The organism is Paenibacillus sp. VT-400 (assembly GCF_001029205.1).
In the GTDB taxonomy this organism is placed as follows: domain Bacteria; phylum Bacillota; class Bacilli; order Paenibacillales; family Paenibacillaceae; genus Paenibacillus; species Paenibacillus amylolyticus.
In genome coordinates this window covers 1898892-1913731 of record NZ_LELF01000067.1, presented here as the reverse complement: position 1 = coordinate 1913731, position 14840 = coordinate 1898892, and the positions used below count along the sequence as shown (strand labels likewise).

Below are 14840 nucleotides of genomic sequence, written 5' to 3'. Positions count from 1 at the left end.
TTTAATACCATGTTAGCATCCAACATGTAAGAGAAATCGTACAGAGAGGAAGATTTTCATGAAAATGGTTATCGAAAACCTCCCGTCATATCGTATCGCCTATGTTCGACAAGTCGGTCCTTACGGTCCAGCCAATGCTCAAGCGATGAATACGCTGAAACAATGGGCAGACAAAAACCAACTGCTTCATGAATCAGCAATTTTATTCGGTATTCCACAAGATGACCCAACTACCACACCCCCTCAGAACTGTAGATATGATGCCTGTATTGTTATCACAGAATCTGAACGTCTGGAAGATGAGTTTGTTGAGATTGGCGAGTTATTAGGCGGAGATTATCTCATCTGTAAGGTGAGACATACGGCAGAAGCTATTCAGCAGGCATGGAATGTGATCATCCCTCATTTACAAACAAGTGGTTATCAGATGGACAACAAGCCGGTTATAGAAAGATATCGTTGGGAACTGCTTAATCAGCATTATTGCGAGATATGTGTACCTGTAAGACCCGTGTAATCCATGTTACGAGGAAAAAAAAGTGACTTCAAGTTGAAGTCACTTTTTCGTTCAGTAATATTACTGATACTATTTATGTTGAACTAATCATTTACACGATAACCGAGAGGACAGAAAAAACCTGAAAAAGCGAAGCGTTCGCCTAAAAGCTTTCTGAAAGAAAGCTGCATCGGAAGCATACGCTATCCCCCGATTTTCCCCTTCGGAAAAGGGAATCAAAAAAATTCTGGGGATAACAGCGATTGGAAGGTTATTCTGTCATCGTAGTGTTAGTGTAAATAATCTTTAGTTCAACTTATATAACTAAATTAGATATTAAAATGCCCAGTTGCCTTTACGGAATACCGGCTCGATCGTACCATCCTGTAACTCACCATCGATATCCAGCTCTGCGGAACCAATCATGAAATCAACATGTGTCAAACTCACATTGCACTCATGCTTCAGCAACTCTTCGTTCGACATCGTTGTGCCATCTTTCATGTTGAATGGATATGCACTGCCCACAGCCAAATGGCAGGATGCATTTTCATCAATACCCGTATTGTAGAAAATGCGATTCAGGTTGGAGATCGGAGAGTCATGTGGTACGAGTGCCACTTCACCCAGATAACGTGCTCCTTCATCGGTGGCAAACAGGTTCTTCAAATGCTCTTCACCGGATGCTGCCGTAAACGTTACAACCTGTCCATCCTTGAATGTGATTCTCATCTGGTCTACCAGCTGTCCATTCAGGTTCAAAGGCATGGTACTGCTGACATATCCATTCACTCCACTGCGCTTAGGCATGGTGAATACTTCTTCAGTTGGCATATTCGCGACCGTGTATACACCTTGTTTATTTTCGCTACCACCGCCACCCCAGATGTGGTTGTGGACCAATTCAATTTTCAGGTCTGTACCTGGCGCACGGTAATGCAGGCTCTTATAGTTCTTTTTATTCAGGAGATCACTCATGGTATTCAGGGTATCCAGATGTTCTCTCCAATTTTGTACGGCGTCTCCGCCATCTACACGGTTCATTTTGAAGATGGTTTCCCACATCACGTTGATTCGGTCTTCTTCCGGGATGTCGGCAAACACTTTGTTCGCCCAAGCCTTGGTCGGTGCTTTGATCAGACACCAGCTAATTTCATGATTACGTGTATACTTAGCATATCCCCGACGTGCATGTGCAGCTGCCTTAGTAGCACGGGAAACACTATCGGAGTCAATTCCGTTATACAGTTCAGGATCTGGAACTTTGATCGTCAGGGTAGCGCCGCCTGCTTCTGCAAACTTTTCCATCATATCCGCTTTCCAGGCTGGATAGTAGTCAAAGCTGTCATTGGAGCCATGTTCAAAACGACTGCGGGTAATGTTGTCGTCATCAAAGTCCACTTGTACATAATTGGCACCAGCCGCATAGGCTTTTTGCACAATCAGACGTGTGAATTCAAGCGTTTCGATGGGTGCAGTGACGAGCAGATCCTGTCCTTTTTGAATATTCACGCCGACTTTGACAACCAGTTCTGCGTATTGTTCCAATGACTTTTCAAAGGTTTGTTCAAATTGACTCATGGTTGTATTCACTCCTGTTTCATATATTATGACATGGATTGCAAATGACTTGGACTCTGTTGAGTGGCCGTTACAGCGAAGGATCGTTCTTTAGATCGTCGTTGTCCCCAAATTTTCTTCATCGTATTTTTCAAAGGTTAAAATTAGGAGACAAATAAGAACGCTATCGCTTCTTCAGAATCGATTCCTTCTCTTTCACTACGCATGATCAATTTGCAAAATTTCATCTATACAAAATGATCTATACATTTCGTTTTTCTTTTTCGCGTAACTCAATCCTGCGGATTTTACCAGAGTTGGTCTTCGGCAGATCCGTAACAAATTCGATCTTACGTGGATATTTATAAGGTGCTGTGATTTCCTTGACGTGGTGCTGCAATTCACGCATCAGTTCTGGTGAAGCCAGCGAATCATCTCGCAGTACGACAAATGCTTTCACCACATTACCGCGGATCTCATCCGGACTTGCAACCACCGCACATTCCTTCACGCTGGCGTGTTTCATGAGTGCTTCTTCCACCTCGAATGGTCCAATCGTGTAACCCGAACTGATGATGATATCATCACTGCGGCCTTCAAACCAGAAGTAACCTTCTTCGTCTTTACGTGCACGGTCCCCTGTTACAAAATAATCGCCACGCTGACTGGCTTCCTTCCGTCCCTCATCCTGATAATAGGACTTGAACAAAGCTGGCATCTCTTTGTGTACCGCGATATCTCCTACTTCACCCGCAGGAACAGGTTGTCCCTCTTCATCAATAATTTCAATCAATCCAGGTGTAATCGACTGACCCATGGAGCCAATACGTACAGGCGCATCCTTGAGACTGCCGATTAACAACGTGCTCTCGGTCTGTCCATATCCGTCTCGAATAGTCAGGTCGAAGTGACGCTGGAAGATTTCAATGACTTCCTGATTGAGCGGTTCGCCCGCTGAAACAGCACTGCGCAGATGGGACAGGTCATAATGTCCAAGATCATCGGCTTTGGCCATCAACCGATATTCCGTTGGTGTACAGCAAAGGACATTAATCTGATGTTCCTGCATCAGTTCCAGATAACGCTTGGGCTGGAATGATCCATTGTAGACCAGGCCAGTCGCGCCTCTTCCGAGTACCGACAGGAACGGGCTCCAGATCCATTTTTGCCAGCCAGGTGCAGCCGTTGCCCACACGGTATCTGAAGGTTGAATATCCAGCCATAATGAAGAAGCGATTCGCAGGTGAGCATATCCCCAACCGTGGCTATGTACAACTCCTTTGGGATTACCAGTTGTGCCCGAAGTATAAGCAAGAATAGCTGTATCATCACGGTGTGTTTCCACCGCAGCCATCTCATCGGGTTGATTCTGCATTAACTCATGCACATTAACCCAGCCTTCAGCAGGTACGCCAACTTCGCCATTAGGTGATGCCACAATTCGATGTGCCAGTGATGGCAGATCCGCGTCCATCTTTTCCACTTCCGAGGTCGTCTCGGACCATACAATAACAGCCCGCGCCTCAGAGTGACGCAGACGATATTCCAGATCTTTGGCCCGTAACATCTCGGAGGAAGGAATAACGGCAATCCCCAATTTAAGACAAGCAATGTAAATGACATAGGCAATTATCCGGCGTGGTACCATGACCAACACCCGGTCACCCTTCTCCAGTCCAAGTTCACGCAAACCTCCAGCAAGACGATTCGCCTGCTTGAATAAATCACCATACGTAATCTCTTCCAATTCTCGTTGATCGCTGAGCCATCTAAGTGCAATCCGGTCTGATGGATGATTCTCCATCTCGGATGTCAGGTTATAGCTTTCAGGCGAAATCCACTGTTCAAAGTTCAAATGGAGCCTCTCCTTCGTAGTTCAAATGTATAGCTTCTATATATTATACCCTAAATCCTAGGACCAGGTGCTATGAACTAGGCTCATTCCAAAAAAATAAACATAGGTCAATTAATGAACTATTATAATAGATCTTATCCTATAAAGAAAATGACATATACAAAATGGCGCCCTCCTGATAATCAGGTAGGCGCCATTTCATTCTTAATTTATATTACATTAGTTTTACCTAACTATAATTTTCACACAGCTATACTGTGTATGTTACCACGGATAATTACCCATTCCGTCCAAAATACTTTCGATCTCATTCAACTCTTCCGTCGTCAGATCCGCTGCCTGGAGGGCAGCCACGTTTTCTTCAATCTGGGACACACGGCTTGCACCAATCAGTGCTGAGGTTACACGGTTACCGCGCAAGATCCAGTTCAGAGCCAGTTGGGAGATCGTCTGCCCTCTTCGCTCGGCAACTGCCTGAAGCGCATCGAACTTGGCAATCCGTTCGTCTGTGTAAGCTTCTTTTTTCAAATTGCCTGTTGGATTGGCTCGTTCTTCCTTGATCTTGTCGATATATTTATTCGTCAACTGACCGCGGCCGAGTGGACAGAACGCAATGGAACCTACGCCTTGCTCATCCAGTACGTCTTGCAGACCGTCTTCAATCCAGCGATTCAACATCGAGTAGTTTGGCTGATGAACCAGACATGGCGTACCCAGACGACGGAGAATGGTTACCGCTTCTTGCGTCTGTTCTGCATTATAATTGGACAAGCCCACATACAGAGCTTTACCTTGCCGCACGATGTGATCCAGTGCCGTCATCGTTTCTTCCAACGGTGTATCCGGATCTGGACGGTGATGATAGAAAATGTCCACATAGTCCAGCCCCATCCGACTAAGACTTTGATCCAGACTGGCAATCAGGTTTTTGCGGGAACCCCACTCGCCGTAAGGTCCACTCCACATATGGTAGCCTGCCTTCGAGGAGATGAGTAGTTCATCCCGGTAAGGACGCAGATGTTTTTTGTAGATCACACCAAAGTTCTCTTCCGCTGATCCTGGAGGTGGACCATAGTTATTCGCCAGATCGAAATGGTTAATTCCGAGGTCAAAGGCACGCAAAATCATTTCTTCCTGAATATCCAATGTGCGGTTGCCACCAAAGTTCTGCCATAAACCCAGCGCAATTTGCGGCAGTCTGATTCCGGATTTGCCGGAACGTACATATTTCATCTCATCATATCGTTGTTCACTCGCAGTATAGGGCATCGTTATTCTCACTTTCCTGTAAGGTTTGTTGAATTCCTTTTCATCTTAGACATTTTCATGGATAAACGATATGGCATTTCACTTTGAACATATGGAATAATGATTGTTATCTATGTATACTAATGTTAAATAATTAATCTTTTCAGCTATTTAGTATGTTAAAATGCAAGATGAGACGAAATCGTACAGGAGTGAATACCCTTGATTACGTATATGTTCAAAAACAATCATTTTCAGGAGCTTCAGCTCCTACATTATGGTACGGAAGCCTGTACACCAGGCCACCACTTTGGCCCAGCCATGAGAGACTATTACAAAATTCATTATATTCTGAATGGCAAAGGTACCTTCGAAGTCGGTGGCAAAACGTATACCCTGTACAAAGGTCAAGGATTTCTGATCGTTCCGCATTCCGTCGTGCATTACGAAGCAGATCAGGATGATCCATGGGAATACAGCTGGGTTGCTTTTCAAGGCAGCAATAGTTCTTCCTTTTTACAGCAAGCATGTCTGTCAGAGCATCACCCGATTTTTGAGATGGGTAATGAGGATGACGAGATGCGATCCTGCATGCATCGAATGGTCAATTCCCGCAATACCCACAAAGGTTGGGAGATGAGCATGACTGGTTTGCTGTATCAATTCTTTTCTATTTTGATTGATCAGGCCAACTCCGAGCATCTTCACCCCATACAGGATTATTCGAAGGAAACGTACGTAACGCAGGTAATGGACTTCATTGAAATGAACTATGCCAATGCCATTACCGTACAATCCATTGCGGCCCATGTCGGTTTGCAGCGCAGTTATCTGTGCTCTCTCTTCAAGGACCAGATGGGTAGCAGTATTCAGTCGTATCTGGTCCATTATCGGATGCGCAGGGCAGCCGAACTGACACTTGATCCCGGTCTGACCATTGGCGATATTGCCCGTTCTGTGGGCTATACGGATCAATTGCTCTTCTCTAAAATGTTCAAAAAAGTGATGGGCGAAGCGCCCACCTACTACCGCAAACATAAAACAGCACCCTCCCAGTTAAGTTGTTAATTGGGAAGGTGCTGTTTTTGCCAATCGTTTATCCTTACAATCGTTATTCCTTACATTTTTTTCATTGCTTTATACCGTCTCCGGCATGGATATGCCAACAACTTGCACTTTGATTTCATCGACCATGACGCCGGCTAATTGTTCTACAGCCTGTTGAACATTATGTTGAAGTTCACGGCAGACCTCGTGCATCTTGTTGCCATATTGAATGTTGATGCGCAGCTGGATGGTTGCCTGATCGTCTTTGACATGTACGTCAATCCCTTTTTGCAGACTCTTGCCGCTAATACTCTTGGCAATCCCTTCAGTCAGTCCAACGGACATGGAGGATACACCAGCCGTTGATTGAGCGGCCATCCCCACGATCTTGGATAACACATCGTTCGAGATGTGAATGGTACCCATTTGAACAGATTGAGGTGCGATATATTCAGGTTCATTGTATTGTTTTTCGATAATTTCAGACATGTGCTCCACTCCTTCGAATAATTAAATTCTATGCATTCTGCCATTTGTCCTTAAAGAACATGTTATAGATTCGAACCAAAAGAATTTTAACGATCATATAAACTGGGATAATAATCAGGATGGCAATAATTCCACCTAGGTCGCCTGCACCCAACACCAGAATGATGGTCGTGAGCGGGTGAATATCCAGCTTTTTGCCGAATACGTACGGTGCAACCAGGTTGTCCTGAATCTGCTGAGCAACAAGAATAATAATCAGAGACCAGATGGCAACCGATGGTGATACCACGAGACCCATGATCACAATAGGCACGGACGACACAATCGCTCCGATAAACGGAACAAAGTTCATGATGACCGCAATTACCGTGAGCAGTAATGCGTACGGCAGTCCAATGATCAAGAAACCGATATACATCAGTACACCCAACGCCAGATTGACCAAAACTCTTCCCACGATAAAACCACTCAACGCCTGATCAATCTCAATTACAACATCACGGCTGTCATTTTGGAAACGTTTGGGTGCGATATGTGCCAGTTTACGACCAAATTTCTCGCCTTGTAACAGCATATAGAACAAAAGGATCGGTAGTGTAAACAAGATGATCGCAAAACTGGAAACAAGTGAGAAAAATCCACTTACATAGTTGGTTACAAAGTTAAATCCTTTGTTGATATACTCTGTGATCTGGGAGAAAGGTGTCGAGCCCTCAGGGAACAAGGCCTGAATGGCACCATTTTGTTCCAGCTCTCTCAGCTGTTCACTTAATGAATTAATTAGACTTGGTGCGTTATCAACCAGATTGATCAGTTGCTCACGTAACGATGGCCATAAACCAATGATGAAGAACACTCCCAGAATAGCAATAACCAGATAGATTAGCAAAATACTTAGCGTGCGATTTATTTTCTTTTTCTCCATATAATTCACAAGCGGCCTTAGCAGATAATAAAAGAACACCGACAACATCATCGGCACGGTAATGACCGTGATCATGGTGACGAGCGGCTGAAAGATGAAGCTTACACGTGATAATAAATAGATATTAACCAATATCAGCGCCAGTGCAATACTGAACCGGACAAACGTATTTACTTTGAACAAAATATTTCCCTCCACATGGACATTTCTTCTCTTATTTAATTTGGAATCTCAATGGTAAACACGGTGGTCTCTCGCCCACGCCGGGAAAGGATCAGCCGTCCGCCCATTTTCTCCGTATTACGTCGTGCGATGGACAAACCAAGTCCGGTGCCTCCGGTCGCTGTCCGCGCCTCATCCCCTCGTACAAACGGGTCAAAGATGGTTGACCACAGTTCTTGTGGTATGCCCACTCCGTTATCTGCCACCTCTATCACCACATGGGTATGAAGCGGAATGAGTTCGACGCGCAGTTCGGTCCCGATTGGATTATAAGACAGAGCATTGGTAATCAGATTCTGGATGACTCTGGATAACAGCTCTGGATCGTACCTCGCGTAGATCACCTCATCAGGAACAAGTACATGAAGGACAAACTGTTTCTGTTCAATCTCCCCATAGGTATCTGCCATAATCTCGCGCAGGAATTCTCCAATCTCTCTTCTCTGAATATGCATGCGAAAATCGGGCGAATCCACCTTGAGCAACTCCAACATATTCTGTATCATGCGTGCAACTTGAACAGACTTGTTATAGATGTATCCCAGATATCTTTGCTGCCTGTCCTTGTCCTCCCCACGTCCTTCCACCAATGCCTGCGCATATCCCTGTATGGATGTTATCGGTGTCTTCAGATCATGTGATAAGTCTACAATCAGTCGCTGTTTGCTCTCTTCGGCGTAACGTTTCTCCGCAGAGGTGTTCTCAATAACGTCCGCCATGTAGTTAAAGGTCTCACCAATCTGGACAAATTCCCTCTCGGCCGAGATCGACATCCGTGTACTATAATTCCCCTGTATCATCTGCGTAAGACCCGAGGAGAGGATACTGAGTGGTTTTTTGATTCTCCTTGCGACCCAGTAGCTGTAGACAAAGATCAATAATAAAACCAAACCGATGCCAATCATAATGTAAAAGGATAATGGATGTTTCAGATTAGTAATCAACTGATTATCATTAATTCGCACGCTGACCAGATCACGTGGGATTTTGAGCAATACATACGCTGCCGCTCCTTCTGTCGAAAATGGAGTGATGGAGTAATAGTACGGCTGGTCGCTTCGGTTCTCCAGTCCAGCATACAGATCAGCTTCACTGTACTGTGTGAACGCATCTTGCTTGTCTCCCACATGATGAATGACATTGCGATTCGCATCCAGAATTTCAATCCAGCCGCCGCTATCCTTCAGACGTCGAATCTCTGTGTCTTTGCCTTTCGACACCGAACCTCCACCGGAATAAAATTCGTTCTCCAGCTCTGCTACATACACGGGGGCTTCAACATTCAGATCCGGATCAACCACCTGATCCGAAATGCGAAAATCCACGACATCCAGTGAAACCATAAGGTACACAATCAATACCAGTAACAGCAAAAAGAAGTTGAACAGCAAGAAGTCCAGTGTCAGGGATGTCTGCAACAGTCGCTTTTCTCTAGCTTTCCATGGGCGCTTCAATTTTGTATCCCAGTCCCCTTATCGTTTTGAGATATTCCGGTTGTCTGGAGTCACGCTCGATCTTCTCCCGAATGTTGCTGATATGTACCATAATCGTGCTGTCCTCGTGCGCATAATAGTCGCCCCAGACCGCTTCGTATATTTTTTTACGGGTGAACACTCGGCCAGGTTGATCAAGCAACAATTCCATAATTTTATACTCTGTAGAGGTCAATGTTACAGGACTTCCTGAACGAAAAAGGATACATTGGGATCGATCCAGCGTCAGATCACCTAATACCAGATTCTGTTCTTTCGCTTCGGGGATCTCCGCTGCATCAAATTGATTAACTCTTCTGAGCAACGCCTCTACTCTGGCGACAATCTCAAGCGGGTTGAACGGCTTCGCTATATAATCGTCTGCCCCAAGTCCAAGTCCAAGGATTTTATCGTGATCCTGACTTTTAGCAGATAGGAACAGTACAGGCATGTGATATGTGGCTCTGATCTGTTTGATCAACTGCAATCCATCCATTACAGGCATCATGATGTCCAGTATGACCAGATCGATCTGTGTTGAACGTATGCATTGTAATGCCTCGGCTCCATTCACCGCAGTTTTAATGGTATAGTCCTTCTCCAGATATAGTTGAAGCAGTTCAACAATCTCTGGTTCGTCATCTGCAATTAATACGGTGTATCTCATGATATTCCTCTCATTTCCTATACTCTATGCCTATCTCTACATTATTACTATATACTACGTCTCTTAATTCAACCTAAATCATTTCTAAAGATAATCTAAATAAATAGAAATAGAGCCCTGGCTCAGGCCAAGGCATTAACTAAAATAGGGCTGTTTTCAGCCTACATTCAAGCTTTTCGTTCTTCATTCAGGCTTTTCAATCTTCATTTGGACCATTTGTATTAGATCATCAGATCAGTCCTTAAGCGAACGAAGCCACGGCTCCACTTTCCCCAATAAACGTTCCTTGTCATACTGCACATATTGGTTCGCCCGATTGCGCACGGGATCACCCGCGTAGAAACGTTCATATAGGTCATGCCTTGCTCCGAGTGGACTTCCGGTCAGCTCCCATGCGAGTTGAAAGAGACGAATCTTCTCCGCGGCTTGCATCGTTACTCCACCAAGATATTTGCCTACCAAAGAACCCATCATTTCATTAGTCTCAAACGTACCTGAAGGAATCTGAATCAGACCACCCGCAGCAATGGTCTTCAAAATCTCCACCGCGCGGGGGTAATAACGATTGCCCAGATTACGTGCGGTTTCAATATATTTGAATTCCGGCAGCCAGTTGCCAAATGTGTCTGGTTTGGACTGTGCTTCAGCAGCAATAATCAGTCCCTCGATGGTTTGCATCTGACTGATCAACTCTCCAAGTTGTTCCTGCACATTCAGGAAAGAGTCCACCCCGATCTCCTTGGCAATGGATGAGGTCACGGCTGTAATAAACTCCAGTTTCGAGTGTAATCGAATGACACTCTGATGGTAGGCCAGACTGGCCGAAGCTGTATTACAGCGAATCTGCCATACGGCTTCAGGGTTATTGTGCAGTAATACACGTTCCCAGGGCACAAATACATCGTCAAAAAATAATACGGCATCCATCTCATCATACTGCGCACTGAGTGGATGTGATTTATCTGTATCTTTTGTGGCAAAAGATTCACGACACATCATGTGCAAGCCCGGACTGTCCGCGGCTACAATTACCATATGGGCCAGCTCTGGCAGGTGGCCTGGAATTCGTTGAACGGGATAAGCAATGATATCATCGGCATAAGGCGCTGCTGTTGCCACCATTTTGGCCCCGCGGATCACAACGCCCTCTGTATTGCTTTTGACAATCCGCAGCATGGCATCCTCATCTTCTCCAACAGGCAAGGAACGATTAATCTGTGGGTCCCGCTGGACAATTGTCAGGAATGCATCTTTTCGTTTGGCTTGTGCAAAATAATCCGATATTTTGTCTGCAAATGCCGGGTCATGCGCTGTCATCTCATGTCGTGTTGCATACCAACCGGTCAGCCTGGATCGGGCATAATCAGACAATCGGCTCATCACCCCATACGTCCGATCGGCCCACAGCCGAAAAGCATCCGCCCTGCTGTTCACGTCAGGAAGTGAACGAGGCACAAGAAAAGAGCGATGCACGTAACTTCCCGTCTGTTCGTCCCAATAGGCCACGGTTTCCCTTGTCTCCGGGTCATCCACCAGATTGAACAATCCTTCTATGGTTTGAAGTGTTCCCTGAAAGGCCTGATGCCCAGTTACCTGGATACGCTCTCCGTCCAGCCATACATTCCGCTCATCATTCAGACGCTGAATGTAAGCTTGTCCACGAGACATCGTGATACTCATGATATGTCCTCCCTCTCAGGCACCGGCCTGACATTTCTGTAACTCCATCCTTCTAACTGCTTGAGAAACTATGTAATGATACATTCTGTATCTAACAAAATAGTACTGTGCCAGAGATAGAAAAGTCAACAGACACCGAGCGAAGAGTCCGGTGTCTGTTGGGCCATGCTATTTTATACTAATTTGGAATACATGTGACGCAGATACCGCCAGCGAACGAGTGCAAAATACAAAATCTGCATGGAAGCAAACACCAAGAAGATGCGCAGGCTGTATCCAAAGACCGAGAAATCAACCAGTTGCTGCAACGCCACAAAGGCAACCGAACTGTGGATGACCGCCACCAGAATCGGCAGGAAGAACATAAGCAATAGCTGCCTTGTTACGATCTTACGGAGTTCGGGACGACTCAGTCCCATTTTGCCAATCATGCGATACTGCGCTTCATCCCGTTCTAGATCTGCGTAAAGTCTGAAATACGTGAAACTTGCTGCAAAGGTGAAGAAAACAATGCCGATCAGGCCGCTCAAAATTAGAATGATGCCATTGGTCTGCTTGGAATTAAGCCAATCCACCACAAGCGCGCTGACCTCGTAATAACCTTTTTCGGAATGATCATCTTGAATGGATTTGATCAATTCAGGAGCAAAGCTGCGTGTACCCATCCAATCTTTCACGATAAATTGTATCGTTCGACTCGAATAGAAACCTTCAGGCATGCCAACTTCCTCGTTGTACGCAGGTCTCATCTTATTAAACAATTCGTCGGTTACGACGTAGAGATAAATTTCATATTGAAAAGGAATCACAATATCGGTACCAGGTGTCGATAGCTGGACAGGTATGTGCTGATTATCAACCTCCAGATTGATCTTTCCTCCCGAGGCTCCTTTTTCAACCTGTTCACGGTACTCCTTGCGCATCGCCAAATTGCTTGGTGTCATAAATGACTCATCGATTTGTTTCAACGTACGTTCTTCATACCCCAGTGCCTTCGCAAGACGGTTATAATCACTCAGTTTGATAATATTCCCATTATTATTTTCACCTATAGGAGCATAACTGCCCTTCACGTAGGGAACTTGATTATCAATCAACGTTTCTTCAATCTGCCGAATATGTCGCTCGGAGTTTGGAGTATACCAGTTATTCATATAACTGAATGCGTACGGATTCGACATGGACGACAACCCCGGGTCAGCAATAGCAAGCATGGTGCCAATTCCCGTAAATGAAGAAGCCGAGATGATACTTACCATGAAAAACATGATGGCGTTATCTTTCATTCGATAGGTAAGTTCAGATAGGAAGAGCAGATTGGTTTTACGGAAAAACAACCTTGGATTTCTTTTCAGTGCCCGAATGATGTATACACTGAGCTGCGTGAACAGAAAGTACGTACCTGCAATAACAACCACGACACTTGCGAGTAATAACGGAAAGGAGAAGCTTATCCATACAAAAGTGAATACTCCTGCATAACCCCCACCAATCAACAATACGGATAACAAGGCGAGTAGACGTGAGGCTTTGGGTTCCGGTTTCGGTTTTTCCTCTGATTTCACAAGGTCAATGAGAGTTCCTTTGCGAATGAGCAAGGATGAGGACATCGCGATCACAACAAACAGCAGCAGAAATGCACCTGCCGTCAGGGCAATGCTTTTTAGCGGAAAATAGAATCGAAGACTGTTCTCAACAGCCAGCATGGAGCCACAGATCAGCAGAATCAATTTGCCGAAAATAATTCCGAGTCCAATCCCGGTAATGATGGAAGCTAATCCGATACACATGTTCTCCATAAACAGAAGTCTGTTCATCTGCTTACGTGTCATGCCTATGATCAGGAAAATACCAAATTCCTTCTTGCGCGTCTTCAGAAATGAACCAACGGAGTAGAGCAGGAACAGGAATGAAAAGATGAATATAATGATCTCTGCAATCACAAACCCCTGATTTGCAAGCAACGTAACCGTCCCACTTGATCCCTTTAACCCCGCTTTCAAATCAGGATGGAACAGGAGCAATGCGTAAGTAAAAAAGATCATAACGGAAAATGTACTGCTCAGAAAATGAGCCAGATAAATTCGTTTATTGCGAACAACGTTATTAATGGCGAACTGGCGAAAATTCATGTCCTGAACCTCCCATTAGGGATAATACATTAATAATCTTCTGGTAAAAGGCTGCGCGATTATCGCCGTAGTGAATTTCATTATACAGTTTGCCATCCTTGATAAAGACAACCCGACTGCAATAACTTGCAGCTACTGCATCATGAGTGACCAGCAGCATCGTAGCCTGATCCTCCTGATTGCGCGTTTCGAGAATCTCCATGACATCTCTTGCCGCCTTCGAATCCAGGTTGCCTGTTGGCTCATCGGCCAGAATCAGCTTCGGGGAATGGATAAGCGCTCTGGCAATGGCCGTACGCTGTGCCTGTCCTCCTGATATCTCATATGTCCGTTTGTTCAGAATACCCTCGATCCCCAACTTGCTTGCCAGCTGTTCGACACGTGTGTTCATCTCTGCTAGCGAAACACCGTCAAGAGTCAGTGGCAGCACAATGTTTTCCTTGACTGTCAGTGTATTTAACAGATTGAACGATTGAAAAACAAATCCAAGCTCTTTGCGCCGGAACAGCGCGAGTTCGTCCTGATTCAATTCAAACGGATTCTTTCCTGCAATCCGCAGTTCGCCTGATGTTGGGTGATCAATGGTTGAGATCATGTTCAGCAGCGTTGTTTTGCCACTACCCGATGGTCCCATGATGCCAACAAACTCACCTTCCTGAATACTGAGGTCAATACCTGATAACGCTTCATAAGATACGATGCCTTTGTAGATTTTACTGATCTGTTTCACAGAACAAATCTCCATGGTTACAACTCCTTAGTGATATATGAATTCAAAATCAAGTTACATTCATGCTATGTGCATGTGTATTGTGCGTGGCCTTTCCTGTACTCTTATGACTATAGTCTATCGAAGTTTCGGCCATTCTCCTATGGTTTAACCTTTCATCAACATGACAATGTTGTAAGGTTGCATCATGAAAATCAAAAAGACGCCTTCGCCTCGATCAGGCAATAGACGTCTATACTTACACCTTACACTTACATTGTAATTCATACTCCACTCACACTTCTTCAACAAAAATACAGAACTCACGTCCCAATCTT

General features: G+C 45.0%; 12 protein-coding genes. 2 read left to right on the top strand and 10 right to left on the bottom strand.

The features are described 5' to 3' along the window. Positions 1-58 precede the first annotated feature (58 nt). Positions 59-517, top strand: a complete 459-nt coding sequence (locus EL84_RS19325) for an AraC family transcriptional regulator (RefSeq protein WP_047842729.1) — start codon at positions 59-61, stop codon at positions 515-517. 315 nt (positions 518-832) lie between these two features. Here the strand turns inward: EL84_RS19325 and EL84_RS19320 are convergent, their stop codons facing one another. From EL84_RS19320 to EL84_RS19310, 3 genes are all read right to left on the bottom strand, one after another. After that, positions 833-2077, bottom strand: a complete 1245-nt coding sequence (locus EL84_RS19320; protein ID WP_047842728.1) for an aminopeptidase — start codon at positions 2075-2077, stop codon at positions 833-835. Positions 2078-2318: 241 nt separating this feature from the next. Next, positions 2319-3911 carry an acyl-CoA synthetase MbcS gene (gene mbcS, locus EL84_RS19315; protein ID WP_414855717.1) on the bottom strand — a complete coding sequence of 531 codons (1593 nt, stop codon included), beginning with the start codon at positions 3909-3911 and terminating at the stop codon, positions 2319-2321. A gap of 264 nt (positions 3912-4175) precedes the next feature. Then, positions 4176-5180 (bottom strand): aldo/keto reductase, encoded by a 1005-nt coding sequence (locus tag EL84_RS19310; RefSeq protein WP_047842727.1) that lies wholly within the window; start codon positions 5178-5180, stop codon positions 4176-4178. 201 nt (positions 5181-5381) lie between these two features. Here EL84_RS19310 and EL84_RS19305 point away from each other — a divergent pair, with 201 nt between their 5' ends. Beyond that, entirely contained in the window at positions 5382-6227 is an 846-nt protein-coding gene (locus EL84_RS19305) for an AraC family transcriptional regulator (protein WP_047842726.1), read from the top strand. A 69-nt stretch (positions 6228-6296) separates the two neighbouring features. On the opposite strand, the gene EL84_RS19300 is transcribed toward EL84_RS19305, so the two are convergent. The 7 genes from EL84_RS19300 to EL84_RS19270 all read right to left on the bottom strand — a co-directional run bounded on the left by EL84_RS19300 (position 6297) and on the right by EL84_RS19270 (position 14538). Continuing rightward, the gene (locus tag EL84_RS19300) at positions 6297-6695 is read right to left on the bottom strand and encodes an Asp23/Gls24 family envelope stress response protein (protein ID WP_047842725.1); all 399 of its coding nucleotides are present in this window, start codon (positions 6693-6695) and stop codon (positions 6297-6299) included. Between the two features lie 28 nt (positions 6696-6723). Continuing rightward, positions 6724-7803: an AI-2E family transporter gene (locus EL84_RS19295; protein ID WP_047842724.1), complete on the bottom strand. Its 1080-nt coding sequence runs from the start codon at positions 7801-7803 to the stop codon at positions 6724-6726. Positions 7804-7838: 35 nt separating this feature from the next. Beyond that, complete coding sequence (locus EL84_RS19290; protein ID WP_053061539.1) at positions 7839-9296, bottom strand: sensor histidine kinase; 1458 nt, start codon at positions 9294-9296, stop codon at positions 7839-7841. Next, positions 9274-9981, bottom strand: a complete 708-nt coding sequence (locus EL84_RS19285) for a response regulator transcription factor (RefSeq protein ID WP_047842723.1) — start codon at positions 9979-9981, stop codon at positions 9274-9276. The genes EL84_RS19290 and EL84_RS19285 overlap by 23 nt, the downstream gene beginning before the upstream one ends. A 234-nt stretch (positions 9982-10215) precedes the next feature. Next, positions 10216-11661 (bottom strand): 4-hydroxyphenylacetate 3-hydroxylase family protein, encoded by a 1446-nt coding sequence (locus EL84_RS19280; RefSeq protein WP_082219071.1) that lies wholly within the window; start codon positions 11659-11661, stop codon positions 10216-10218. Between the two features lie 173 nt (positions 11662-11834). Then, positions 11835-13793 (bottom strand): ABC transporter permease, encoded by a 1959-nt coding sequence (locus EL84_RS19275; RefSeq protein WP_047842722.1) that lies wholly within the window; start codon positions 13791-13793, stop codon positions 11835-11837. After that, positions 13768-14538 carry an ABC transporter ATP-binding protein gene (locus EL84_RS19270; protein ID WP_036608600.1) on the bottom strand — a complete coding sequence of 257 codons (771 nt, stop codon included), beginning with the start codon at positions 14536-14538 and terminating at the stop codon, positions 13768-13770. Before EL84_RS19270 ends, EL84_RS19275 begins: the two co-directional genes overlap by 26 nt. Positions 14539-14840: the final 302 nt, after the last annotated feature.

What these genes read in the sequence shown, in the direction of transcription:
- EL84_RS19325 (WP_047842729.1), top strand. Translation starts at nt 59, where the DNA reads ATGAAAATGGTTATCGAAAACCTCCCGTCATATCGTATCGCCTATGTT.
- EL84_RS19320 (WP_047842728.1), bottom strand. Translation starts at nt 2,077, where the DNA reads ATGAGTCAATTTGAACAAACCTTTGAAAAGTCATTGGAACAATACGCA.
- EL84_RS19310 (WP_047842727.1), bottom strand. Translation starts at nt 5,180, where the DNA reads ATGCCCTATACTGCGAGTGAACAACGATATGATGAGATGAAATATGTA.
- EL84_RS19300 (WP_047842725.1), bottom strand. Translation starts at nt 6,695, where the DNA reads ATGTCTGAAATTATCGAAAAACAATACAATGAACCTGAATATATCGCA.
- EL84_RS19285 (WP_047842723.1), bottom strand. Translation starts at nt 9,981, where the DNA reads ATGAGATACACCGTATTAATTGCAGATGACGAACCAGAGATTGTTGAA.
- EL84_RS19280 (WP_082219071.1), bottom strand. Translation starts at nt 11,661, where the DNA reads ATGAGTATCACGATGTCTCGTGGACAAGCTTACATTCAGCGTCTGAAT.
- EL84_RS19275 (WP_047842722.1), bottom strand. Translation starts at nt 13,793, where the DNA reads ATGAATTTTCGCCAGTTCGCCATTAATAACGTTGTTCGCAATAAACGA.
- EL84_RS19270 (WP_036608600.1), bottom strand. Translation starts at nt 14,538, where the DNA reads ATGGAGATTTGTTCTGTGAAACAGATCAGTAAAATCTACAAAGGCATC.